This window comes from Sphingomonas sp. KC8, from assembly GCF_002151445.1.
Classification (GTDB): Bacteria; Pseudomonadota; Alphaproteobacteria; order Sphingomonadales; family Sphingomonadaceae; genus Sphingomonas_E.
In genome coordinates this window covers 3,221,106-3,242,252 of sequence record NZ_CP016306.1, presented here as the reverse complement: position 1 = coordinate 3,242,252, position 21,147 = coordinate 3,221,106, and the positions used below count along the sequence as shown (strand labels likewise).

The 21,147-nt window shown below is 63.2% G+C and carries 31 protein-coding genes, 1 tRNA gene and 1 pseudogene; 3 read left to right on the top strand and 30 right to left on the bottom strand.

Translation table 11 applies throughout. The features are described from left to right. The first annotated feature begins 181 nt into the window (after positions 1–181). Positions 182–1,329, top strand: a protein-coding gene (locus KC8_RS15425) for an IS3 family transposase (RefSeq protein WP_138956753.1) whose coding sequence is annotated in 2 segments (ribosomal slippage) — positions 182–443 and positions 443–1,329 — 1,149 coding nt in all. Because the reading frame shifts where the segments join, the coding sequence is not laid out codon by codon here. A gap of 177 nt (positions 1,330–1,506) precedes the next feature. Here the strand turns inward: KC8_RS15425 and KC8_RS20655 are convergent. From KC8_RS20655 to infA, 7 genes and pseudogenes are all read right to left on the bottom strand, one after another. Next, on the bottom strand, positions 1,507–1,635 hold the full coding sequence (locus tag KC8_RS20655) for a DUF4031 domain-containing protein (protein ID WP_138956754.1): 129 nt from the start codon (positions 1,633–1,635) through the stop codon (positions 1,507–1,509). A gap of 644 nt (positions 1,636–2,279) precedes the next feature. Continuing rightward, positions 2,280–3,487: pseudogene (locus KC8_RS15420) on the bottom strand (tyrosine-type recombinase/integrase). A gap of 163 nt (positions 3,488–3,650) precedes the next feature. Beyond that, positions 3,651–3,726, bottom strand: a tRNA-Phe gene (locus KC8_RS15415). A gap of 36 nt (positions 3,727–3,762) precedes the next feature. Then, positions 3,763–3,963 carry a DNA gyrase inhibitor YacG gene (gene yacG, locus KC8_RS15410; RefSeq protein WP_010127168.1) on the bottom strand — a complete coding sequence of 67 codons (201 nt, stop codon included), beginning with the start codon at positions 3,961–3,963 and terminating at the stop codon, positions 3,763–3,765. After that, on the bottom strand, positions 3,947–4,948 hold the full coding sequence (locus KC8_RS15405; RefSeq protein WP_010127169.1) for a ribonuclease: 1,002 nt from the start codon (positions 4,946–4,948) through the stop codon (positions 3,947–3,949). The genes yacG and KC8_RS15405 overlap by 17 nt, the downstream gene beginning before the upstream one ends. After that, a complete protein-coding gene (locus KC8_RS15400) occupies positions 4,941–5,513 on the bottom strand; it encodes a Maf family protein (RefSeq protein WP_010127170.1) in 573 nt (190 codons plus the stop codon). Before KC8_RS15400 ends, KC8_RS15405 begins: the two co-directional genes overlap by 8 nt. A gap of 12 nt (positions 5,514–5,525) precedes the next feature. Then, the gene (infA, locus tag KC8_RS15395; protein ID WP_003049127.1) at positions 5,526–5,744 is read right to left on the bottom strand and encodes a translation initiation factor IF-1; all 219 of its coding nucleotides are present in this window, start codon (positions 5,742–5,744) and stop codon (positions 5,526–5,528) included. Positions 5,745–6,023: 279 nt separating this feature from the next. Here infA and KC8_RS15390 point away from each other — a divergent pair, with 279 nt between their 5' ends. Both KC8_RS15390 and glsA read left to right on the top strand, forming a co-directional pair. Then, on the top strand, positions 6,024–7,085 hold the full coding sequence (locus tag KC8_RS15390) for an acyltransferase family protein (RefSeq protein ID WP_010127175.1): 1,062 nt from the start codon (positions 6,024–6,026) through the stop codon (positions 7,083–7,085). A gap of 58 nt (positions 7,086–7,143) precedes the next feature. Beyond that, a complete protein-coding gene (glsA, locus tag KC8_RS15385) occupies positions 7,144–8,982 on the top strand; it encodes a glutaminase A (protein ID WP_010127176.1) in 1,839 nt (612 codons plus the stop codon). Positions 8,983–9,017: 35 nt separating this feature from the next. Here the strand turns inward: glsA and KC8_RS15380 are convergent, their stop codons facing one another. The 23 genes from KC8_RS15380 to rplD all read right to left on the bottom strand — a co-directional run bounded on the left by KC8_RS15380 (position 9,018) and on the right by rplD (position 21,147). Beyond that, positions 9,018–9,599, bottom strand: a complete 582-nt coding sequence (locus tag KC8_RS15380; RefSeq protein WP_029624772.1) for a beta/gamma crystallin-related protein — start codon at positions 9,597–9,599, stop codon at positions 9,018–9,020. A 101-nt stretch (positions 9,600–9,700) separates the two neighbouring features. Continuing rightward, positions 9,701–10,237, bottom strand: a complete 537-nt coding sequence (locus tag KC8_RS15375; RefSeq protein WP_010127178.1) for an SRPBCC family protein — start codon at positions 10,235–10,237, stop codon at positions 9,701–9,703. Positions 10,238–10,318: 81 nt separating this feature from the next. After that, positions 10,319–10,969: an adenylate kinase gene (locus KC8_RS15370; RefSeq protein ID WP_010127179.1), complete on the bottom strand. Its 651-nt coding sequence runs from the start codon at positions 10,967–10,969 to the stop codon at positions 10,319–10,321. A 33-nt stretch (positions 10,970–11,002) separates the two neighbouring features. Continuing rightward, a complete protein-coding gene (secY, locus tag KC8_RS15365; RefSeq protein WP_010127180.1) occupies positions 11,003–12,370 on the bottom strand; it encodes a preprotein translocase subunit SecY in 1,368 nt (455 codons plus the stop codon). A gap of 122 nt (positions 12,371–12,492) precedes the next feature. Next, complete coding sequence (gene rplO / locus KC8_RS15360) at positions 12,493–13,047, bottom strand: 50S ribosomal protein L15 (protein WP_010127181.1); 555 nt, start codon at positions 13,045–13,047, stop codon at positions 12,493–12,495. A gap of 151 nt (positions 13,048–13,198) precedes the next feature. Continuing rightward, positions 13,199–13,375, bottom strand: a complete 177-nt coding sequence (rpmD, locus tag KC8_RS15355) for a 50S ribosomal protein L30 (protein ID WP_010127182.1) — start codon at positions 13,373–13,375, stop codon at positions 13,199–13,201. Between the two features lie 6 nt (positions 13,376–13,381). After that, positions 13,382–14,116: a 30S ribosomal protein S5 gene (gene rpsE, locus KC8_RS15350; protein WP_010127183.1), complete on the bottom strand. Its 735-nt coding sequence runs from the start codon at positions 14,114–14,116 to the stop codon at positions 13,382–13,384. A gap of 1 nt (position 14,117) precedes the next feature. Continuing rightward, entirely contained in the window at positions 14,118–14,471 is a 354-nt protein-coding gene (rplR, locus tag KC8_RS15345) for a 50S ribosomal protein L18 (protein ID WP_010127184.1), read from the bottom strand. Next, complete coding sequence (gene rplF / locus KC8_RS15340; protein ID WP_010127185.1) at positions 14,471–15,004, bottom strand: 50S ribosomal protein L6; 534 nt, start codon at positions 15,002–15,004, stop codon at positions 14,471–14,473. Before rplF ends, rplR begins: the two co-directional genes overlap by 1 nt. Beyond that, a complete protein-coding gene (gene rpsH / locus KC8_RS15335; RefSeq protein WP_010127186.1) occupies positions 15,004–15,399 on the bottom strand; it encodes a 30S ribosomal protein S8 in 396 nt (131 codons plus the stop codon). The genes rplF and rpsH overlap by 1 nt, the downstream gene beginning before the upstream one ends. A 9-nt stretch (positions 15,400–15,408) precedes the next feature. After that, on the bottom strand, positions 15,409–15,714 hold the full coding sequence (gene rpsN / locus KC8_RS15330) for a 30S ribosomal protein S14 (protein WP_010127187.1): 306 nt from the start codon (positions 15,712–15,714) through the stop codon (positions 15,409–15,411). Between the two features lie 49 nt (positions 15,715–15,763). Next, a complete protein-coding gene (gene rplE / locus KC8_RS15325) occupies positions 15,764–16,345 on the bottom strand; it encodes a 50S ribosomal protein L5 (RefSeq protein WP_010127188.1) in 582 nt (193 codons plus the stop codon). After that, positions 16,338–16,655: a 50S ribosomal protein L24 gene (rplX, locus tag KC8_RS15320; protein ID WP_029624773.1), complete on the bottom strand. Its 318-nt coding sequence runs from the start codon at positions 16,653–16,655 to the stop codon at positions 16,338–16,340. The genes rplE and rplX overlap by 8 nt, the downstream gene beginning before the upstream one ends. Beyond that, positions 16,655–17,026: a 50S ribosomal protein L14 gene (rplN, locus tag KC8_RS15315; protein WP_010127190.1), complete on the bottom strand. Its 372-nt coding sequence runs from the start codon at positions 17,024–17,026 to the stop codon at positions 16,655–16,657. Before rplN ends, rplX begins: the two co-directional genes overlap by 1 nt. 14 nt (positions 17,027–17,040) lie before the next feature. Further along, positions 17,041–17,301: a 30S ribosomal protein S17 gene (gene rpsQ, locus KC8_RS15310; RefSeq protein ID WP_010127192.1), complete on the bottom strand. Its 261-nt coding sequence runs from the start codon at positions 17,299–17,301 to the stop codon at positions 17,041–17,043. A 12-nt stretch (positions 17,302–17,313) separates the two neighbouring features. Next, on the bottom strand, positions 17,314–17,517 hold the full coding sequence (rpmC, locus tag KC8_RS15305; RefSeq protein ID WP_010127193.1) for a 50S ribosomal protein L29: 204 nt from the start codon (positions 17,515–17,517) through the stop codon (positions 17,314–17,316). Between the two features lies 1 nt (position 17,518). Beyond that, positions 17,519–17,950, bottom strand: coding sequence for a 50S ribosomal protein L16 (rplP, locus tag KC8_RS15300; RefSeq protein WP_010127194.1), 432 nt, complete (start codon positions 17,948–17,950; stop codon positions 17,519–17,521). Positions 17,951–18,013: 63 nt separating this feature from the next. Continuing rightward, the gene (gene rpsC / locus KC8_RS15295; RefSeq protein ID WP_010127195.1) at positions 18,014–18,709 is read right to left on the bottom strand and encodes a 30S ribosomal protein S3; all 696 of its coding nucleotides are present in this window, start codon (positions 18,707–18,709) and stop codon (positions 18,014–18,016) included. A 1-nt stretch (position 18,710) separates the two neighbouring features. Next, positions 18,711–19,094 (bottom strand): 50S ribosomal protein L22, encoded by a 384-nt coding sequence (rplV, locus tag KC8_RS15290; protein WP_010127196.1) that lies wholly within the window; start codon positions 19,092–19,094, stop codon positions 18,711–18,713. Beyond that, positions 19,094–19,369: a 30S ribosomal protein S19 gene (gene rpsS / locus KC8_RS15285; protein ID WP_010127197.1), complete on the bottom strand. Its 276-nt coding sequence runs from the start codon at positions 19,367–19,369 to the stop codon at positions 19,094–19,096. The genes rplV and rpsS overlap by 1 nt, the downstream gene beginning before the upstream one ends. A 3-nt stretch (positions 19,370–19,372) precedes the next feature. Further along, positions 19,373–20,209, bottom strand: a complete 837-nt coding sequence (rplB, locus tag KC8_RS15280) for a 50S ribosomal protein L2 (RefSeq protein WP_010127198.1) — start codon at positions 20,207–20,209, stop codon at positions 19,373–19,375. A gap of 4 nt (positions 20,210–20,213) precedes the next feature. Beyond that, positions 20,214–20,528, bottom strand: coding sequence for a 50S ribosomal protein L23 (locus KC8_RS15275; protein ID WP_010127199.1), 315 nt, complete (start codon positions 20,526–20,528; stop codon positions 20,214–20,216). Continuing rightward, positions 20,521–21,147: a 50S ribosomal protein L4 gene (gene rplD / locus KC8_RS15270; protein WP_010127201.1), complete on the bottom strand. Its 627-nt coding sequence runs from the start codon at positions 21,145–21,147 to the stop codon at positions 20,521–20,523. Before rplD ends, KC8_RS15275 begins: the two co-directional genes overlap by 8 nt.

The window sequence follows — 21,147 nt, the reverse complement described above, 5'->3', positions numbered from 1 at the left end:
CCGGGCCAAGCTGTACGGCGGCGACCTCCGCAAACAGGATGACAGGCTACACCGCAGAGCTTTGCGAAGTCTATGGGCCTGATGATTGCGCGCCCCTCATCACAAGAAAGGCGCTTGGGGTGAGCTGCTGCCGGTTCCGTGGACACCAAGATAAGGTGTTTTTTGGAACCGGAGGGTATGGATGCGACGACGCAAGTTCAGCCGCGAGTTCAAGCTCGAGGCAGTTAAGCTGGTGCGGGAACGCGGGGTGTCGGTGGCACAGGCCGCGCGCGATCTCGATGTGCACGAGAACGTGCTGCGCAAATGGGTGCGGGATCATGAAGCCGATCCGGGATCGGCATTTCCTGGCCACGGCGTGATGAAGGCAGAGCAGCAGGAGATTGAGCGGCTGCGCCGCGAGGTTGTGAAGCTCAAGGCAGAGCGCGACATTCTAAAAAAAGCGGCGGCCTACTTCGCAAGGGACTCGATATGAAGTTCGGGTTCATCGCGAAGCACCGGGGGGTCTGGCCGGTATCGTGGATATGCGAGACGCTCGGTGTTTCGCACAGCGGCTTTCATGCCTGGCTCGTCCGCGAGCCGAGTGCCCGCGCGCGTAGCGACGAGGAGCTTGGCGCGAAGATCCGCGCGAGTTTCGTATCAAGCTATCGAACCTACGGCGCCCGTCGCGTCTGGCACGACATCCTGGCCGAAGGCCTTTCATGCGGCCTGCATCGCGTCGAGCGGCTGATGCGGTTGCATGGGCTCAAGGCACGTCCCCGGCGGCGCGGGCTGCCCAAGGATGCGGGCGAACGTTCGGTCATCGCCGACAACCTGCTCGATCGCCAGTTCACGGCCGACGCGCCGAACCGGAAGTGGGTGGCCGACTTCACCTACATCTGGACGGCCGAAGGTTGGCTCTACGTCGCCGCTGTGATCGATCTCTTCTCCAGGCGCGTCGTCGGCTGGCCGATGAGCGACACGATGACCGCGCAACTCGTGACCGACGCATTGATGATGGCAATCTGGCGGCGCGGAAAGCCCGACGCCCTGCTGCATCACTCGGATCAGGGCAGCCAATATACCAACGAGCAGTTCCAGCGGCTGATGGCCGACAACGGCGTCACATGCTCGATGAGCCGCTCCGGCAACGTCTGGGACAACGCCGCGGTGGAGAGCTTCTTCTTCTCGCTGAAGACCGAAAGGATCGCCCGGAAAACTTATCGCACGCGAAACCAGGCAAGGGCCGAGGTGTTCGATTATATCGAGCGCTTCTACAATCCCACCCGCAGGCACTCGACCTTGGGCTATCTCAGCCCCGTGGACTTCGAGAAGCAGGCTAATGTAGCCTAACTTGGTGTCCGCGGAACCGGCAGAAGCTCATGCCTTGTCCGGCCTGCCTTGAATGATCGCTGCCATCGCCACCGTTTGATACCTGTAGCAAACAATAGCGCCTAAATTTATGGCAAGCACACGGCGAGTCCTATCGATGTCATAATGCGGCCATGACACACGCATGGTCAACGGGTTCTAAAACCACCGCCTCTGCATTCCTATTGGTTCAGCCATAGCATGAAGTTCAGAAATATTAGGAGATAACATATTACACATTAGCCTTCCACGCATATCGTGTATGGTGCCATCTACATACACACTCATGATGGCTCCAACGGTTGCAATGCAATTATCACAAATCTATTTCTATACCTAAAGGTCCGCGCGCATCTCGCTATTATACTTCAATCGCCTTATGAATCCGACTGGAATTATCTAAGAGCGCCTGAATCTGATTATCAATCTTCATAGCAAATCGTTCATTACCACCTTACGTTGTGACATATCGAACTTGCGCTTCGCCCCGCCTAGCCACACCTTCGTGCCGATATGAACATGCATCAGCTGTAGGCAAGCCGAATTTTTCTCGACACGTCCGCTTCAGAGGCGGCAATCGTCACCTTTAAATCGGACTTGGTGGATGGCAGTTATTCCATCTGCGACAACGGAAATCGGTCGGCCTCTTTCGGCCAGGCCTGCTCGTTCCGAGGCCTGCTACCACCGACCCGCCGAGGGCCGCTTCGACCGAAACCCGCCGCTCCCGGGCATGCTCGTCAACGACGGGTTTGTCCCAGAGTTAGCCTCTGCCAAAGCATGAACGAATGTCAGCAAGCAGGCATTGCAATTTGCAGGCGGAATGTCCGAAAAGTCGGCGCGAGCAGTCGAAGGCATCCTAGGCGGAAGAACGGCAGCTCTCCGACCGAGGCCGCCCGGAACCTGCCAGTCAGAAAACGGCCAATTTGAGACGTTCAGCCGCGTCCAAAACGATTCCGTGCCACATTCCCGCCAGCCCCCAGCTCGTCGAGATAATCCGACCAGTCCTGCATCATCGTGACGCGCTCGCTCCAATGCTCGCCACGGGCATAGGCCCGACGAACGTCGTTGCTCTCGACATGCGCGAGTTGCCGTTCGATCGCATCCGGGTGCCACTTGCCGCTTTCGTTGAGCAACGTACTGGCCATTGCGCGGAAGCCATGCGCCGTCATCTGCGTCTTATCGTATCCGAGCCTGCGAAGCGCTGCATCGAGGGTGTTGTCGGAAAAGGCCCGACTGTCGGACCGCACGCTCGGAAAAAGAAGCTTCCCGTCGCCGGTCAGTTCGTCCAGTTCCCTGAACATGGAGATCACCTGATGTGATAGCGGTACGCGATGCGGTCGACGCATCTTCGTTCTGTGCGCCGGAATGATCCAAACCTTCTCATCGAACCCAAATTCGCGCCACTCAGCCAAGCGCAGCTCTCCTGGGCGCACGAAAAGGTGTGGGGCTAGCCGGAGTGCCAGTCTGACCACGGGCTGGCCCTCATAGCCGTCTATGGCGCGCAGCAAGGAACCCACCTCCTTAGGGTCGATAATCGCGGCCCGGTGCGTCACCTTGGGCGTAATCAGCGCGCCCCGCAGATCATAGGAAGGATCACGCTGCGCTCGACCGGTGGCGATCGCAAAGCGGTATATCGTTCCGAACGTGCTGCGGAGACGATTGGCGGTTTCATAGCGTCCGCGGTTCTCGATCTTCTGGAGGACCCCCAACAATTCCAGCGCAGTGGTCTCTGAGATTGGACGCTCACCAAGGACAGGGCGGGCAAAATCGATCAGCCACCGATTCTTTGCCAGCGTCGCTTCGGCGCGCCCCTGCCTTTCGAGCCGCGCGATCCACTCGTCAAAAGTCTCGCTCTTGCGCGCCTGGGCCTCCACCGCTTCCTTTTTCGGTGTAGCCGCGGATCGTCGCCTGCCGCGATGATCTTGCGCACTGCGTCTCGCTTGGCACGGGCATCGGCCAGACCCACATCCGGGTAAACGCCGAATGCCAGGGTTTATCCTTTATCCTCAAAGCGATAGTTAAAACGCCAATAGCGGGAGCCTCGCTCGGTGACGAGCAGTTAGAGGCCACGCTCATCGTGCAGCTCGTACGGTTTTCCCTTGGGTTTAGCGTTGCTTACCGAAGTCGCACTCAGAGCCATGAGGGTATCTCCTTGGCGGCATCTGGAGCAGATACCCTCAGAGATATTCATAAACCGCTCGGATGCAACCGGACCTCCCGGAACTTCACGAACGCAAAAACCGCAGAAATCTGGGGTTTTTTGATCATTCTGGGATGTTGGGGGGCCTCTTGAAATGAGGCGATGGTGCCCGGGGACGGAATCGAACCGCCGACACCGTGATTTTCAGTCACGTGCTCTACCAACTGAGCTACCCGGGCAGGAAGCGTTGGGAAGCGCGCCTATAGACAAGGCTGCTAGGGGGTGTCCAGCCCATCATTTGCAATTTCTTGCGCTTCTGTGTCTCCGGGGGCGGCCGGGGTGCGATATGCCTCGCCCAGCCAGTTGAGGAGATCGCGATCGCGACAGCCCTGGCTGCAAAAGGGGGCGTGCGCGGAAACCGCTGGTGCGCCGCATAGCGGGCAGCCGCCGCGCTTGCGCTTAGATGGAACCGACATGGACATGTCCCCCCGATATGGCGAGTGCGGCGTCCGCTCGCAAGGCAAGCGGCAGGCCGCGCCGCCGTTCACATTCGGCCCGCCAGTCCGCCCGACGTTCGATGGCCGCGATCACGGCGGGCGCAGCGGTGATTTGCATGGTCCCCGCCCCGCCAGTGCGCTCGGCACGGCGCAGCAGGCCGCGCGCGGCCGCCGCGGCCGGGTCGCTGCGCAGCATTTCGGGCAGCGACGCCCGGCTGCGTCGCCGGACGATCTGGAGAAAACCGAAACCATTGACGGCGGTACGTTCGAATGGCTGGGGCAGCACGGCATCGACTGCGGCGGCCACTGCTTGGCGTTCCGCCTTGCCCGTGATCGTCGGCAGGTCGATGCCGATCGATCCCCCTATCCCCATCCGCCGTATCGCTTCGGCCGCCGCACGCGCGCCGGCAATCGCGAGTTCCGTCACCGGCAGCGCGCCATCCACATCAAACAACGTCATCGCCGGGGTCAGCGACAGGCGCAGGCCGCCACCAGCGAACAGGATTTCGCCGGTCATCGCCTCGTCGATCAGTTCGGACCAGCCCGCCGCCTCCAGCCGATCGGGGCCATGAGACGCCAGCCGGACGACAGGCACGCCGGTTGCGGTGATTCGGGTCAGCAGATCGGGGCCGGGCGCCGCCACCGCATCGGCAGACGCGGCCCGCGCCGTGGCGCGCTTGGCCCGGCCCGGTTCAGGGATCGCCGCACGGATGATTTCGACAAGCAGGCGCCGGCCTTCGCTGACGCCGCCCGGTGGCGGTTCGACCAGCACCTCGCCGCCATCGTCCAGCGTGGCAATTGCGCGGCGGCCGGGCTGGATGATCTGCGTCAACCGCGCAGGGCTGATCGCGCCGGCGCGCGGGCCTTCATCGTCGGGTTCGATCAGGGCTTCGAGGATGCGGCCATGGTCCACCAGCGCGGCGCGTGCCTCGCCAATGCCGTCCTCGTACAGCCATTCAGCCAAGGGGAATGCCGCTGGCTTCCAGCAGCGCACGCGTTTCGAACAGGGGCAGGCCGACAACGCCGGAATGGCTGCCCGACAGGAAGCGCACATAGGCCTCGGCATGGCCCTGAATGGCGTATCCGCCAGCCTTGCCGCGCCATTCGCCGCCGGCGATATACCCGTCGATCTCAGCCCCGGTCAGGCGTTTGAAGGCGACGATCGACACGGATTCGCGGTGCCGCGCCCGGCCCGCTTCATCGACCACCGTGACGGCGGTGATCACGCGATGGCGGCGGCCCGACAGCAATTCCAGGCAAGTCCGGGCGGTCGCCTCGTCTTCCGCCTTGGGCAGAATGCGCCGCCCAGCGGCGACCACCGTATCGGCGGCCAGCGTGACGCAGCCGGGATGGCGCAGCGCAACCGCCGCCGCCTTTTCGGCCGCAAGGCGCCGGGCGTGCGGCACGGGCAATTCGGCCGTACCGACGGCTTCGTCGATTTCAGCGGGATCGACCGCGGCGGGGACGACGCCAAGACGCGCAAGCAGTTCCAGCCGTCGCGGGCTGGCGGAAGCAAGGATCAGCCGCATCGGGCGGCCGCCTTATTTGAAGCGATACGTGATCCGGCCCTTGGTCAGATCATAAGGGGTCAATTCGACCAGAACTTCGTCACCCACCAGCACGCGGATGCGATTCTTGCGCATCTTGCCGGCGGTGTGCCCGAGGATCTCATGATCATTTTCCAGGCGGACGCGAAACATGGCGTTGGGCAGCAGTTCCACCACTTGCCCGCGCATTTCGAGCAGTTCTTCCTTAGCCATCAGGCCCCTTAAAATTGATTCGAACGAATAAAATCGCGCCGCCTTAGCGCCGCCGGGCCAAAAAGGGAAGCTGGTGGCTGTCCGGTCAATCTGAATCAGCCCTTTTCCAATCGAACACGTCAGATACCGACGCGTGGACGTTTTCGTAACGTCGGCGCGTTATGACATCGGACAGATGCCCTGCGCGACAGCAAGGGCTTGTGGAAAGTCACCCTGTTTGAAATGGATGCACGGGGGCGGACGAGCCGATTTGGGGGCAAGTGAATGAGTGGTGGCGTCATGACCGGGGCGAACCCGGAATCGGAAAAGATTGCATCCTATCCCCTGTTCGACTGGCTTCGCTTCGTTCTCGCATCGGTCGTTGTCCTCGCTCACGCACAGATACTACCCCCCGGCCCGATCAATGGCGGGCTGGCGGTCGATGTCTTCTTCGCGTTGAGCGGCTGGCTGATCGGCGGCATCTTGTTGCGCACCCAGCGTGTCGAACTGCCGCGCTTCTTCTTCAACCGCGCCACCCGAATCTGGATACCATATCTGGCGGCGGTGATCCTGCTCTACACGATCGCCGCCATGCGCGAAGGGATCGACATCCACTGGTTCAAATATCTCTTCTACGATGCAACATTCACCCACAATCTGTTCACGATCTTCCCGGCCGCCGCCCAGGAAATGCCACTGCGCGGATCGGGCAACCAGTTCTGGAGCATCGCGGTCGAGGAACAATTTTATCTGTTCGCGCCGATCATCATGTTCCTCGTGCCCGCCGGCAAACAGATCTGGCCCTGGCTGGTGGTTGCCGTCGTCTGCCTGATGCTCGGCACGCATGCAGCACCGATTGCACTGGGCGTCATCGCCGCCATCCTCCAGCGCGACATTGGCGACTGGCACATCACCGCCAGCGCACGGCTGGCCTTGCTGATCGCCGCCATTGCCAGCCTGAGCAGCCTGTTCCTATGGCCCGCTGCGTCATTTTCGGCGGCTTTGCGCAGCCTGTTCGCGATCAGCACCGTGCTGCTGCTGGCCGTGGAGGGCAAACGCTATGCCACCGCGGTCTTCGCCGGCGGCATTTCCTTTCCGCTCTATCTGAATCACTGGCTGCCGCTCGCCTTCGTTCATGGCGCGACGAAGAATTACTTCCCCGTTTCGCCGATCGTGGAAACCATGATCGCTTATGCCGGCGCGGTGGCGTTTTCCGCGGTTGCCTACATCGTGATCGATCGCCAGGTTCTGGCTCGCCGGCAGCAATGGTATTCCCGCGCGCTTGCCATCCGCCTTGCCACCATCGCTTATGCAACCATGGCCATCGGCATTATCGGCGGGCTTTTGATCGCCTGGCGATAAGGGATCGCCCGACACGCGGCTTTCACTCTATCCTGCCGGCACGTCAGGGGAGTTGCGCATGGACGACCCAATCAAAGCGTTCCTCGAAGAACTGCACCGCGAGATCAGCGCGATCAGCGATGGCGCGCCAGCCAGCTACATCCCCGAACTCGCCAAGGCCGATCCGCATCTGTGCGGCATCGCCATCGCCACCGTCGACGGCGCAGTGCATGTGGCGGGTGACTGGGACACCCCCTTCACCATCCAGTCGATCAGCAAGGCGTTCGTCTATGGCCATGCGCTGGAAGTGCATGGCCGCGAACGCGTGCTCCGCCAGGTTGGCGTCGAGCCATCGGGCGATTCGTTCAATTCGATGGCTCTCGATACCGTCCACCGGCGCCCGTTCAATCCGATGGTCAATTCGGGCGCGATCGCTACGGCCGAACTGATCGAAGGCGCGGATACGCCCGCGCGACAGGCCGTGCTGGCGCAGCTACTCGCACGCTTCGCCGGACGCCCGCTGGCGCTCGACGAAGCGACCTATCTGTCGGAAAAAGCCACCGGCCATCGCAATCGCGCGATCGCGTGGATGATGCTGTCGGCGGGGATGCTCACCCGCGATCCCGAAGATGTGCTCGACCTCTATTTCCGCCAATGTTCGTACAACGTCACCGCGCGCGATCTGGCGATCATGGGTGCCACGCTGGTGAATGACGGGATCAACCCGGTCACCGGTGTCCGCGCGCTGGCCGCCGAATATGCCCCGGACGTGCTGACGGTGATGCTCAGCTGCGGCATGTATAATTATGCCGGGCAATGGGCCTATGAGGTGGGCCTTCCCGCCAAGAGCGGGGTTTCCGGCGCGATCCTGGCGGTGATCCCCGGACAAGCCGCGATCGCCATCTATTCGCCGCCGATCGACGCCAACGGCAACAGCATCCGGGGCCTTGCCGCGTGCAAGCGGATCGCCCAGCGCTACGGCCTCCATCTGTTTGCCACCCACCCCGATCCGCGCGGCGTGATCCGTTACGAACTGGACGGCGAACAGGTGCGATCGAAACGCCTGCGCACGCTGCGCGAACTGGATATCCTGTCGCGTGCGGGGCGACGAATCCGGCTGCTCGCAGTGCAGGACGCGCTTTATTTCGGATCGACAGACCGGCTGTTGCGCCGGGCAGGCGCGCTGGCCGCCGAGGCCGATTATCTCGTGCTCGATATGCGCCGCGTGTCGCATGCCGATGCCGCAGCGGCTGCCTTGCTTGCAGACTTCCATGCACGGATGCGCATAACAGGCGATCGGGTGATCTTCGCCAATCTCGATGCCGATGGGCCGTTGGCCGCCTTTCACGTCCACCTTCACCGCGCGCTCGATAATCTGGCGACGACGATCTTCGACAGCCGCGATCACGCGCTGGAATATTGCGAGAATCAGCTGATCGCCGAAGTGCTGCCCAGTGGCGGTCACACCGCCCCGGCGTTCGCCGAATATGAACTGTTCCGGGGCATCGCCGCCGACGATATCGCCCGGCTGCAGGCCATCGCCCAGCCGGCGCACCACGCATCAGGCACGCTGATCGCGCGCGAAGGCGAGGCGGCCGATCGTTTTTTCGTGCTGGCGCGCGGGGCCGCCAGCATCTCCGCGGCTGTCGATACCCCGACCGGGCAAAAGACCGTGCGCCTCAGCGTCCTCGGCCCCGGCCAATGCTTTGGCGAACGCGCGCTGATCGATGGCGGCCCGCGCGCGGCCGATGTGGTGGCCGATGGCGCGGTCGATCTGTTCGTCTTTACCGTCGCCGATATCACGGCGCTTGGCGTAGAACGGCCGATGATCCTTGTTCGCCTGCTTGCCAACATGGCCGGCGAACTGGCCGAACGGCTCCACATCGCGAACGCCGAAATCCGCGCGCTGGAAAGGTAATATGCGGGGCGAGCGCCTCCGCCCGCCCCGAATGATCAGAAGCCCGAACGCACGCAGAGCACGTCGGCGATATAAACCCAGCGACCTTCGGATTGCAGCGTCTGGTGCGCCGATCCATTCCAGCCCGACGCGCGACAGAATTGATCCGCCGCCACCTTGGCGCAATTGGCCGTCGATTGCCCACCGGCGCACTGGACACGCTGGCCATTGCGGGCGGGTGCCGGGAAGAATTCGGATCCCATCCCGCGCAGCGATTGATTGGGCATGGGCCGGGGTGGTGGCTCAACCACGGCGCCCCCTACCGGGCGAATCGAAACAAGCCGGCTGCCCGCCCCCAGCTGGTTGCCCAGATTGGCCGTGTCCCGGGTTACGGTGACGCAGCGGCCACCGAAATTGCGTTGCGGACACAGCTGCCACGTCCCGCTCTTCACCCGGATGCTGCGCACCGGCCAGGCCAGCCCCAGATTGGGGTTGGCGCGATTGATCGCCACTGCCGGCCCGCGAAAGCTGGTATCGCGATAGATCGTCGCTTCGGGATCGCGGCCCGGCCAGGCCCGTTCCTGCGCCGCCGCTGCCGCGGGCGAAAGCATCGCCGCGACCATCACAGACAATAACATCGGCACCCTCCTTCTGGACAGAATATCCGAACACGCCTGCCTATATGACGATCCGATTATCGGAATCGGCCGCCTTGCATTACTTGCCCAACACAGTTTCGTTATTTCGCTGACATTTCAAGATAAGCCTTCAGGCTATCAAGCTGCTCGCCCAGCACCTGATCGACCGGGGCTGCCATCTTGTCGGCGCCCCCGCGAACATGGCCACCGACGACATAGGACTGCGTGATGCGCGTGCCCTTGCCGTCCGCCGCGATCGTCCAGGTCAACGCACCCGCGACGCCCTCGCTTTGCAGCGGGCCAAGCGCCCCGGTCAGCCGGATCAGCCGGCCCGGCTGGACGAAGATGACGCGCATATGTTCGACAGCACCGCCATCCGGCAGCGTTTCGCAAAAGCATCCGCCGACGCGCGGCTCAAGGGTCAGATTGCCGGCCTTGCCGGAATAGGTGTGTTCGCCGTTCCACCACTGCCCGATCCGCGCCAATGCGGCATAAGTCTGGGCCGGCGTAGCCGCGATGATCGCCGTGCGGGTAACCGCAAAGCCGCCCGAGGTGGCTGCAACCACTTCGCCACGGGCCGATGATGGGAACAGCGCTATCGCTGCGGCAGCGGCGGCGATGATTCGGATGGCCGGCACAAATCCCCTCCCCCACTGACGTGACGGAGGGGATGTTATCATGCGTGATCCGTATGACGAAGGGGGCGCCCGCCCCCCGTATCACTTCGCGCCGAGGATCGCCTCGATCGCGGTTTCGACCTCGGCGATCGGCGCCATGCCATCGACCCGCGACACCAGTCCGCGGGCTTCGTAGATCGGCAGGATCGGCGCGGTCTTGGCGCGATATTCGGCCATCCGCGTCCGCACCGTTTCTTCATTGTCGTCGGGGCGGCGCTTGAATTCGGCGCTGCCGCAGACGTCGCAGGTCCCGGTCACCTTCGGTTGCTTGAACCGGTCGTGATACCCTTCGCCACACTTCGCGCAGGTGAAGCGGCCGGTGATGCGCTCGACCAGCGCATCCTCGTCCACCGCCAGCTCGATCACATGATCGAGGTTGCGGCCACGCGCCGCCATCAGTTCATCGAGCAGTTCGGCCTGCCGCGCGGTGCGCGGATAGCCATCGAAGATGATCCCGACATCGGCGCCAAGGCCATCCATATGCTCGCCAAGGATCTGCGCCATCAGTTCGTCCGGAAAGAACTTGCCGGCCTTCATGATCTCGTCGGCCATCTTGCCGACTTCGGTGCCTTCCTTCACGGCCGCGCGCAGGATGTCTCCCGTCGACAGCTGAACCATGCCACGTTCGGCCACCAGCCGGCTGGCCTGCGTGCCTTTGCCCGCGCCCGGAGGCCCCAGCAGAATGATATTCATCGGACCCTCGTCCCCCTGTACCGGTCTTGGCCGTTAGCGGCGAATGCCGCCCTTCAGCTTCGCCTTCTTGATCAGATCGCCATATTGATGCGCGATCAGATGGCTCTGGATCTGCGTCACCGTGTCAATGGTGACGTTGACCACGATCAGCAGGCTGGTGCCGCCCAGTGCGAAACTGATACCCGCCTGCGACGCCAGATATTCCGGCACGAGACAGATCAGCGTCAGATAGGCAGCACCGACCACGGTGATGCGGGTCAGCACGAAATCCAGATAATCGGTGGTGCTCTTGCCCGGGCGGATGCCGGGGATGAAGCCGCCATGGCGCTTCAGATTGTCCGCCGTTTCTTCCGGGTTGAACACGACCGCGGTGTAGAAAAAGCAGAAGAAGATGATGCCTGCCGCATAAAGCGTCATGTACATCGGCGCGCCATGGGCAAGGTTCAGGTTGAGCCAGCTCAGCACCGAACCCCACATCGTTTCGTCATTCACGCGCTGGCCGGCGAACTGGCTGATCGTCAGCGGCATCAGCAGCAGCGACGACGCGAAGATCGGCGGAATGACGTTGGCGGTGTTGATCTTAAGCGGCAGGAAGCTGCGATCGCCCTGCATCATGCCCCGCGCCGTCTGGCGCTTGGGATACTGGATCAGCACGCGGCGCTGGGCGCGCTCCATGAAGCAGATGAACAGGATCAGGCCCGCGATCAGCACCAGCACGCCCAGAATCAGCGGCGGCGAGATCGAACCCGAACGGCCGCCTTCGAACAACTGGGCGATATGCGTCGGCAGCGACGCGACGATACCGGCCATGATGATCAGCGAAACGCCGTTGCCAACCCCCCGGCTGGTGATCTGTTCGCCCAGCCACATCAGGAACATCGTGCCGCCGATCAGCGAGATCACGGTGGTGATGCGGAACAGCATCCCCGGATCGACGACCGCCGACATGCCCTGATCCGCGCCCCAGGCCTCAAGCCCGACGGCGATGAAATAGCCCTGGATCGCGGTCAGCAGCACCGTGCCGTAGCGGGTATACTGGTTGAGCTTCTTGCGACCGCTTTCGCCTTCCTTCTTGATCGCGGCCAAGGTCGGCGACAGCGAACTCGCCAGCTGCACGACGATCGAGGCGGTGATGTATGGCATCACGCCGAGCGCGATGAGGCTCATGCGCTCAAGGCTGCCGCCCGAGAAGGTGTTGAAGAAATCGAGGACACCGCCCTTGGTGGTGTCGAACTGCGCCTGAAGCGCGACCGGATCCACGCCCGGCAGCGGCACGAAGCTGAGCAGGCGGAAAACGATGAGCGCGCCCAGCGTGAACCACAGCCGCCTCTTAAGCTCCGTCGCTTTCGCGAACTGCGAGAGGCTGACGTTGGCCGCCAATTGTTCGGCTGCTGATGCCATGTGATCTTCAACCCCGGAAAAAATGCAGGCGGAAAAATAGAAAGCGGCGGAGTGCCCTTACGCCCCCCGCCGCCCCATATAGTGTCTGGCCCGCGCTTGTCAGCCCGGAACCGTCAGGCGGCTCAGGCTTTCGCCGCCGCCTTCTTGGCTTCCTTGTCGGCGGCGCGTGCCTTCTGCACCACGCGGTGCTTGGCAGCGGCCTTCTCGGCAGCCGGAACGACGGCGATCACGTCGACCGAACCGCCGGCCTTTTCGATCGCTTCCTTCGCGCCCTTCGACACGCCGGCAACGTTGAACGACAGCTTGGCGGTCAATTCACCCTTACCGAGAATGCGCACGCCATCCTTGCCGCCACGGGCAATGCCGGCGGCCTTCAGGGCGGCGTGATCGATCACGGCCTTGGCGTCCAGCTTGCCGGCGTCGACCAGCTTCTGGATCTCGCCCAGATTGGCTTCCGCAAAATCCTTGGCGAAGATGTTGTTGAAGCCGCGCTTCGGCAGCCGCATGTGAAGCGGCATCTGGCCGCCTTCGAAACCCTTGATCGAGACGCCCGAGCGGCTCTTCTGACCCTTCTGGCCGCGACCGGCAGTCTTGCCCAGGCCCGAACCGATGCCGCGTCCAACGCGTACCCGGCCCTTGCGGGCGCCTTCATTGTCGCGGATGTCGTTCAGTTTCATGTCTTGCACTCGCTTTCGCTTTTGTCGCGCCGGACGGGGGCAGCCCCCGTCGATTGATTACCGGCATAAGCCGGAAGGCCGTCTCTTTAGCCCGGTTCCCGCAAAAGGAAAGGGCTGGCTTTCGCCAGCCCCACCCGGACGGTCGAAGGGATCAGCCCTCGACCTTCACCATATGCTGCACCTTGCGGATCATGCCGCGAACTTCGGGGGTATCCTCGAGTTCGCGGGTCCGGTGCATCTTGTTGAGGCCGAGGCCAACGAGCGTCGCGCGCTGGTCCTGCGTGCGGCGGATCGGCGAGCCGACCTGCGTCACCTTGATGGTCGCCATGTCCGATTACTCCGTGACAGCCGCGGCTTCGGCTTCGGCAACCTCGGCCGAAGCACCGCCACGACCCAGCAGGTCAGCGATCTTCTTGCCGCGGCGCTGCGCCACCGACTTCGGGCTGGTCTGTTCCGTAAGCGCCTCGAAGGTCGCACGGATCATGTTATAGGGGTTCGACGTGCCGACCGACTTGGTCACCACATCGGCCACGCCCAGGCTTTCGAAGATGGCGCGCATCGGGCCACCCGCGATGATGCCGGTGCCCTGCGGCGCCGAACGCAGCGTCACCCGGCCTGCGCCGAAATGACCGTTGCCATCGTGGTGCAGCGTGCGGCCTTCGCGCAGCGGAACGCGAATCATCGCCTTCTTCGCTGCAGCCGTCGCCTTGGAGATGGCTTCCGGCACTTCGCGCGCCTTGCCATGGCCGAAGCCGGCCCGGCCCTTGCCGTCGCCGACGACGACCAGGGCTGCGAAGCCGAAGCGCTTACCGCCCTTCACGGTCTTCGAGACGCGGTTGATGTGCACGAGCTTTTCGATCAGCTCTTCGCCACCTTCCTCGGCGCCACCGCGACGATCGTCGCGACGGCCACGGTTGCCGTCGCGGCCACGGCCGCCACGATCACCGCCCGGGCCACGGCCACGTCCACCACGCGGGCCACGGCCCTGGCGTTCGCCTTCCGGCGCGCTGCCAGCGGCGGGAGCCGCATCGGCGGAGGCACCCGCCTGGATTTCGGTTTCGTCAGCCATATTAGAACTCCAGTCCGCCTTCGCGGGCGGCGTCGGCAAGAGCCTTCACCCGACCATGGAACAGAAAGCCACCACGGTCGAACACGACCCGGGTGACACCGGCGGCGGAAGCACGCTCGGCGAGACGCTTGCCAACCGCAGCTGCGGCATCGGCGGTCGCGCCGGTCTGGCCACGGACATCCTTGTCCAGCGTCGATGCGGCAGCGACCGTACGGCCGGCTGCGTCGTCGATCACCTGGGCGTAGATGTGACGGCCCGAACGATGCACCGAAAGCCGCGGGCGGGTGCCGCCCTTGGCGCGGAGCGCGGTGCGGACGCGCTGGCGCCGCTTCGCGAAAAGAGAGAGCTTGGCCATTACTTCTTCTTCCCTTCCTTGCGGAAGATGAACTCGCCGGCATATTTGATGCCCTTGCCCTTATAAGGCTCAGGCTTGCGCCAGCGGCGGATCTCGGCGGCGACCTGGCCGACCTGCTGCTTGTCGATGCCGCTGATCTGCACGGTCGTCTGGTCCGGCGTCACGATCGTGATGCCTTCCGGCACCGCGAAATCGACGTCGTGGCTGTAGCCGAGCTGCAGCTTCAGGTTCTTGCCCTGAAGGTTCGCGCGGTAGCCGACGCCCGTGATCTGCAGCGTCTTGGTGAAACCTTCGGTCACACCGGTTACCAGGTTCTGCACCAGCGAACGCTGCATGCCCCAGAAGGAGCGCGCACGCTTCGTCTGGTTGGCGGGCTGGACGGCGATCTTGCCGTCTTCGACGGCATAGACCACTTCGTCGGCGAGCGGGATGCTCAGCGTGCCCTTGGGACCCTTGACCGAAAGCTGGCCGCCTTCGATCGTCGCGGTCACGCCTGCCGGAACGGGAACCGGCTTCTTACCAGTGCGGCTCATCAGAAGACCTCCGCAAGGATCTCGCCGCCAACATTCTGTTCGCGCGCTTCCGCGTCCGACAGAACGCCCTTCGGCGTCGAGACGATGGTGATGCCGAGGCCGTTGCGAACGCGCGGCAGTTCCTTGGAACCGGAATAGACGCGGCGGCCGGGCTTCGAAACGCGGGCGACGTGCTGGATCGCAGGCTGCCCTTCGAAATATTTCAGCTCGATGCGCAGGCCATCATGGCCGGCGAGATCTTCGGCGCTGTAGCCACGGATGTAGCCTTCGCGCTGGAGCACATCGAGAACACGGGCGCGCAGCTTGGACGCGGGCGAAAGCACGCTGTCCTTGCGGGCGCGCTGGCCGTTGCGGATGCGGGTGAGCAGATCACCCAAAGGATCGGTCAGAGCCATCTTCGTTCCTTACCAGCTCGACTTCGTGACGCCCGGGATCAGGCCCTTGTTGGCCAGATCGCGCAGCTGGATGCGGCACAGCCTGAACTTGCGATAATAAGCGCGCGGACGCCCGGTCAGTTCGCAACGGTTGCGAACGCGGGTCGGGTTCGCATTGCGCGGCAGCTCGGCGAGCTTGAGGCGCGCAATCAGGCGCTCCGTCTCGTCCTTGCCTTCGTCGTTCGCGATCGCCTTGAGACGCGCATACTTGCCAGCATACTGCTTGACGAGCTTCTTGCGCTTCTCATTCTTGTTGATCGAACTCAGTTTCGCCATGACTTAAGTTCTCTTTCCTTATCGGATCGAGCCTGCTTCCATACGGAAATCAGGCCGCCTTCTTTTCTTCAGTGGCCGGCTGCGGGAACGGGAAACCGAACAGGCGGAGCAGCTCGCGCGCTTCCTCGTCGGTCCGTGCGGTCGTTCCCACGATCACGTCCATGCCGCGGATCTTGTCGATCTTGTCATAGCTGATTTCCGGGAAGATCAGCTGTTCCTTGAGGCCCGTAGCATAATTGCCACGGCCGTCGAACGACTTGTTGGACAGGCCACGGAAATCGCGAACGCGCGGCAGCGCGATCGTGACGAAGCGGTCGAGGAATTCGAACATGCGATCAGCGCGCAAGGTGACCTTGCAACCGACCGGCATGCCTTCACGCAGCTTGAACTGCGCGATCGACTTCTTCGCCTTGGTGATCACGGCCTTCTGGCCGGCGATCATCGTCATTTCCTGCGCGGCGATCTCGACCTTCTTCTTGTCCTGGGTCGCCTCGCCCACGCCCATGTTCAGCACGATCTTCTCGAGCTTGGGCACCTGCATGGGGTTGGTGTAACCGAACTTTTCGGTCATCGCCTTGACGATGCTGTCTTCGTACAGCTTCTTCAGGCGCGGCTTGTAGGCGTCACCCATTGATCTGCTCCCCGGACTTCACGGCCACGCGGACCTTCTTGCCGTCCTTGATTTCGAAGCGGACGCGCGTCGGCTTGCCATCGGCGGTCACATGCGCAACCTTCGAAACGTGCATCGGCGCTTCCACGCGCTCCAGGCCACCCTGCGGGTTGACCTGGGTCGGCTTGCGGTGACGGGTGGCGACATTCACGCCGGCCACAACCACCTTGCCCTCCTTGGGCAGCGACTTGGTGACTTCGCCGGTCTTGCCCTTGTCCTTGCCGGACAGGACGATGACCTTGTCACCCTTCTTGATCTTCAACGCGGCCATTACAGCACCTCAGGCGCGAGCGAAATGATCTTCATATGGCCAGCGGCGCGCAGTTCACGCACCACCGGGCCGAAGATACGGGTGCCGATCGGCTCCCCGCTGTTCTTGTTGATCAGAACGGCAGCGTTGCCGTCGAAGCGGATGGTCGAACCGTCGGCCCGATGGATATCCTTCGCCGTGCGCACGATGACAGCGCGATGAACATCGCCCTTCTTCACCTTGCCGCGCGGCGCGGCTTCCTTGATCGAAACGACGATGACGTCACCGACGGTCGCGGTGCGGCGCTTGGAGCCACCGAGCACCTTGATGCACTGGACGCGCTTGGCGCCCGAATTGTCGGCCACGTCGAGGTTGGACTGCATCTGAATCATGGGTCAGTCCTCCTTCAACCGGCAACGGCTGGGGTTTCGGCCCCAACCTTGCCCAGAACCCGCCACGTCTTCAGCTTGGAGATCGGCGCGCATTCCTCGATGCGGACGGTCTCGCCTTCCTTGAAGACATTGCCTTCGTCGTGGGCGTGATACTTCTTCGAACGACGGATGATCTTGCCGTAGAGCGGGTGTTTCACCTTACGCTCGACCAGCACCACCACCGTCTTGTCGGTCTTGTCGGAGACCACCGTTCCCGTCAGCACGCGCTTGGGCATGGCTGGACCTCCTTACTTGGCGGCCGAGCGGGTACGCTCGGTCTGCAGGGTCTTGATCTGCGCGATGGTGCGACGCACCTCACGCACCCGCGACGACTTTTCGAGCTGGCTGGTGGCGGCCTGGAAGCGCAGGTTGAACTGCTCCCGCTTCAGTTCGCCCAGCGCATCGGAAAGCTGGTCGTCGGTCTTCGTCTTGAGATCGCTGATCTTGGCCATGTTACGCAGCCTCGTAAATCGATTCACCGAGGCGGGCGACCACCTTGGTCTTGATCGGCAGCTTTTCCATCGCACGCTCGAAAGCGACGCGGGCAAGCGGACCGGGAACGCCGTCGAGCTCGAACAGGATCCGGCCCGGCTTGACGCGGGCGGCCCAGAATTCGGGAGCACCCTTACCGGAGCCCATGCGGACTTCGGCCGGCTTGCCCGAAACCGGAACGTCCGGGAAAATGCGGATCCACAAACGGCCCTGGCGCTTGATGTGGCGCGTGATCGCGCGGCGGGCCGCTTCGATCTGGCGGGCGGTGATCCGGTCCGGCTCCAGCGCCTTCAGGCCGAAGGCCCCGAAGTTGAGCTGGGTGCCGCCCTTGGCATCACCGTGGATGCGGCCCTTGAAGGCCTTGCGGAATTTTGTGCGCTTTGGTTGCAGCATGTCTTAATCGCCTTCTGACACCGATTGTCCGGTCGATCAGGCGACGCAGGTAAGTCCGAAGACTTAACGCGCCGGCCGGACCCCCGACGTCTGAGCTTCCATCATGAGCCGATCCTGGGCGAGCGGATCATGGCCGAGAATCTCGCCCTTGAAGATCCACACCTTGATCCCGCACACGCCATAAGCGGTGTGGGCTTCGGCTTCGGCATAATCGACGTTCGCGCGCAGCGTGTGCAACGGCACGCGGCCTTCGCGATACCATTCGGTGCGCGCGATTTCCGCGCCGCCCAGACGGCCGGCGCAGGTGATGCGGATGCCTTCCGCGCCGAGACGCAGAGCCGACTGAACCGCACGCTTCATCGCACGACGGAACGCAACGCGGCGTTCGAGCTGGTCGGCAACGCCCTGGGCGACGAGCTTGCTGTCGATTTCCGGCTTGCGGATTTCGACGATGTTCAGGCTCACGTCCGACGACGTCATCTTGGCCAGCGCCTTGCGCAGCTTTTCGATGTCGGCGCCCTTCTTGCCGATGATCACGCCGGGGCGTGCGGCAAAAACGGAAATGCGGCACAGCTTGGCCGGACGCTCGATCACCACCTTGGAGATCGCCGCCTGCGGCAGCGTCTTCATGATGTACTTGCGGATCTTGAGATCCTCGAGCAGCAGGCGGCCATAATCGGCGCCTTCAGCGAACCAGCGGCTGTCCCAGGTGCGGTTGATCTGCAACCGCATGCCAATCGGGTTGGACTTCTGACCCATATTATTCTCCAGCCTCAGCCTGCTCGAGGACGACCACGCGCAGCCGCGAAAACGGCTTGATGATGCGGGTGGAACGGCCGCGGGCGCGGGTGGCGAAGCGCTTCATGACGAGGCCCTTGCCGACCGATGCTTCCTTCACGATGAGCGAGTCCACATCGAGATTGTGGTTGTTCTCAGCGTTGGCAATGGCGCTCTGCAGCACCTTGCGGACGTCAACGGCCATGGCCTTCTTCGAGAAAGCGAGGATGTTGAGGGCGTCGCCGACCTTGCGGTTGCGGATCAGCGCCGCCACCAGGTTCAGCTTCTGGGGCGAGCCGCGAACGGTGGTAGCCACCGCCAGCGCTTCTTTCTCGCCAACCTTACGGGGAGATGCAGGCTTCGACATCAGCGCTTGCCCTTCTTGTCGGCGGCGTGGCCGGGGAAGTAGCGCGTCGGCGCGAATTCACCCAGCTTGTGACCAACCATGTCCTCGTTAACCGACACCGGCACGAACTTGCGGCCGTTATACAGGTTGAACGTCAGGCCAACGAACTGCGGCAGGATCGTGGAGCGGCGCGACCAGGTCTTGATCGGCGCACGGGCACCAGATTCCTGCGCGGCCTCGGCCTTGCGCAGAAGGTGCAGGTCGACGAACGGACCTTTCCAGACGGAACGGGCCATGGCTTACCTCTTCTTCTTCGCGTGACGCGAACGGATAATGAACTTGTCCGTCGCCTTGTTGCTGCGGGTGCGCGCACCCTTGGTCGGCTTGCCCCAGGGCGTGACCGGATGACGGCCGCCCGAGGTCCGGCCTTCACCACCGCCATGCGGGTGGTCGACCGGGTTCTTCGCAACACCGCGGGTCAGCGGACGCTTGCCGAGCCAGCGGTTACGACCGGCCTTGGCGAGGTTCTGGTTGGCGTTGTCCGGGTTGGACACCGCGCCGACCGTGCACATGCAATCCGAACGGATATAGCGCTGTTCGCCCGAGTTCAGGCGGACCATCACCATGCCCTTGTCGCGACCGACGATCTGCACATAGGTGCCGGCGGCACGGGCGATCTGGCCACCCTTGCCGGGCTTCATCTCGACATTGTGGACGATCGTGCCAACCGGGGCCTGGCCGATTTCCATCGCGTTGCCGGGCTTGGTATCGGTCTTCTTGCCGGCCACAACCTGATCGCCGACGCCCAGACGCTGCGGTGCGATGATGTAGGCGAGTTCGCCATCTTCATACTTCACCAGCGCGATGAACGCCGAACGGTTGGGGTCATATTCCAGGCGTTCGACGGTCGCGGGCTGATCCCACTTCCGACGCTTGAAATCGACGAAGCGATACTTCTGCTTGTGGCCGCCCGCAATGCCGCGCGCGGTGGCGTGGCCCTGGTTGTTGCGGCCGCCGGACTTGCGCTTGCCCTCGGTAAGCGCCTTGACGGGCTTACCCTTCCACAGCGACGACTTGTCGACGAGGATCAGGCCACGGCGCGCCGGGCTGGTCGGGTTATAATGCTTGAGCGCCATGGCGTCAGATCCCCGTGGTCACGTCGATGGACTGGCCTTCGGCCAGCGTCACGATCGCCTTTTTCACGTCCGAGCGGCGGTAGGGCGCGCCCTTCCACTTCTTGGTCTTGCCCTTTTGGACAATGGTATTCACGCCCGTGACCGAAACGTTGAACAACGCTTCGACCGCGGCCTTGATCTCCGGCTTGCTTGCGTCGCCGGCGACCTTGAAGACCACCGCATTATGCTCGGAGAGCAGGGTCGACTTCTCGGTGATGTGCGGAGCGAGGACGACGTCGTAATGACGCAGTGCCACCGCTTCCTTCTGGTTTTTAGCCATTGAGGCGCGCCTCCAGCTTCTCGACGGCGGCGCGGGTCAGCACCAGCGTGTCATGCTTCAGAATGTCGTAGACGTTCGCGCCGATCGCCGGCAGCAGGTTGACGCCCTTCAGGTTGCCCGATGCCAGCGCGAAGCTGACGTTCAGCGCGTCGCCGTCGATCACCAGCGCCTTCGCGCCGAAACCGAGCTTTTCGAGCTGCGTTGCGAGAACCTTGGTCTTGCCTTCCGCCACGTCGAGCGCATCGACGATGATCAGATTGCCGTCCTTGGCCTTGGCCGAGAGCGCCATCTTCAGGCCGAGCGTGCGAACCTTCTTGTTCAGCGACGGGTTGAAGTCACGGACGCGGGCGCCGTGAGCCTTACCACCGCCGATGAACACCGGAGCGCGGCGATCGCCGTGACGAGCCGTACCGCCGCCCTTCTGGCGACCGAACTTCTTGCCCGACCGTGCGACATCCGAACGCTCGCGCGTGCCACGGGCGGTGCCGCGACGCTTTTCGAGCTGCCAGGTGACGACGCGGTGCAGGATGTCCGCACGCGGATCGAGGCCGAAAACTTCGTCCGCGAGTTCGATGTCGCCCGACGCCTTGGCGTCGAGGGTCTGAACCTTGACCTTCAT

Bases quoted from the DNA above. Each gene is read 5' to 3' on its own strand.
- KC8_RS20655 (WP_138956754.1), bottom strand. From the start codon at position 1,635: ATGAGTGTGTATGTAGATGGCACCATACACGATATGCGTGGAAGGCTA.
- yacG (WP_010127168.1), bottom strand. From the start codon at position 3,963: ATGTCGGTTCCATCTAAGCGCAAGCGCGGCGGCTGCCCGCTATGCGGC.
- KC8_RS15400 (WP_010127170.1), bottom strand. From the start codon at position 5,513: ATGCGGCTGATCCTTGCTTCCGCCAGCCCGCGACGGCTGGAACTGCTT.
- infA (WP_003049127.1), bottom strand. From the start codon at position 5,744: ATGGCTAAGGAAGAACTGCTCGAAATGCGCGGGCAAGTGGTGGAACTG.
- KC8_RS15390 (WP_010127175.1), top strand. From the start codon at position 6,024: ATGACCGGGGCGAACCCGGAATCGGAAAAGATTGCATCCTATCCCCTG.
- glsA (WP_010127176.1), top strand. From the start codon at position 7,144: ATGGACGACCCAATCAAAGCGTTCCTCGAAGAACTGCACCGCGAGATC.
- KC8_RS15380 (WP_029624772.1), bottom strand. From the start codon at position 9,599: ATGTTATTGTCTGTGATGGTCGCGGCGATGCTTTCGCCCGCGGCAGCG.
- KC8_RS15370 (WP_010127179.1), bottom strand. From the start codon at position 10,969: ATGAATATCATTCTGCTGGGGCCTCCGGGCGCGGGCAAAGGCACGCAG.
- secY (WP_010127180.1), bottom strand. From the start codon at position 12,370: ATGGCATCAGCAGCCGAACAATTGGCGGCCAACGTCAGCCTCTCGCAG.
- rplO (WP_010127181.1), bottom strand. From the start codon at position 13,047: ATGAAACTGAACGACATCCGCGACAATGAAGGCGCCCGCAAGGGCCGG.
- rpmD (WP_010127182.1), bottom strand. From the start codon at position 13,375: ATGGCGACCATCAAGGTGACGCAGGTCGGCTCGCCGATCCGCCGCACG.
- rpsE (WP_010127183.1), bottom strand. From the start codon at position 14,116: ATGGCTGACGAAACCGAAATCCAGGCGGGTGCCTCCGCCGATGCGGCT.
- rplR (WP_010127184.1), bottom strand. From the start codon at position 14,471: ATGGCCAAGCTCTCTCTTTTCGCGAAGCGGCGCCAGCGCGTCCGCACC.
- rplF (WP_010127185.1), bottom strand. From the start codon at position 15,004: ATGAGCCGCACTGGTAAGAAGCCGGTTCCCGTTCCGGCAGGCGTGACC.
- rpsH (WP_010127186.1), bottom strand. From the start codon at position 15,399: ATGGCTCTGACCGATCCTTTGGGTGATCTGCTCACCCGCATCCGCAAC.
- rpsN (WP_010127187.1), bottom strand. From the start codon at position 15,714: ATGGCGAAACTGAGTTCGATCAACAAGAATGAGAAGCGCAAGAAGCTC.
- rplE (WP_010127188.1), bottom strand. From the start codon at position 16,345: ATGGGTGACGCCTACAAGCCGCGCCTGAAGAAGCTGTACGAAGACAGC.
- rplX (WP_029624773.1), bottom strand. From the start codon at position 16,655: ATGGCCGCGTTGAAGATCAAGAAGGGTGACAAGGTCATCGTCCTGTCC.
- rplN (WP_010127190.1), bottom strand. From the start codon at position 17,026: ATGATTCAGATGCAGTCCAACCTCGACGTGGCCGACAATTCGGGCGCC.
- rpsQ (WP_010127192.1), bottom strand. From the start codon at position 17,301: ATGCCCAAGCGCGTGCTGACGGGAACGGTGGTCTCCGACAAGACCGAC.
- rpmC (WP_010127193.1), bottom strand. From the start codon at position 17,517: ATGGCCAAGATCAGCGATCTCAAGACGAAGACCGACGACCAGCTTTCC.
- rplP (WP_010127194.1), bottom strand. From the start codon at position 17,950: ATGCTGCAACCAAAGCGCACAAAATTCCGCAAGGCCTTCAAGGGCCGC.
- rpsC (WP_010127195.1), bottom strand. From the start codon at position 18,709: ATGGGTCAGAAGTCCAACCCGATTGGCATGCGGTTGCAGATCAACCGC.
- rplV (WP_010127196.1), bottom strand. From the start codon at position 19,094: ATGTCGAAGCCTGCATCTCCCCGTAAGGTTGGCGAGAAAGAAGCGCTG.
- rpsS (WP_010127197.1), bottom strand. From the start codon at position 19,369: ATGGCCCGTTCCGTCTGGAAAGGTCCGTTCGTCGACCTGCACCTTCTG.
- rplB (WP_010127198.1), bottom strand. From the start codon at position 20,209: ATGGCGCTCAAGCATTATAACCCGACCAGCCCGGCGCGCCGTGGCCTG.
- KC8_RS15275 (WP_010127199.1), bottom strand. From the start codon at position 20,528: ATGGCTAAAAACCAGAAGGAAGCGGTGGCACTGCGTCATTACGACGTC.
- rplD (WP_010127201.1), bottom strand. From the start codon at position 21,147: ATGAAGGTCAAGGTTCAGACCCTCGACGCCAAGGCGTCGGGCGACATC.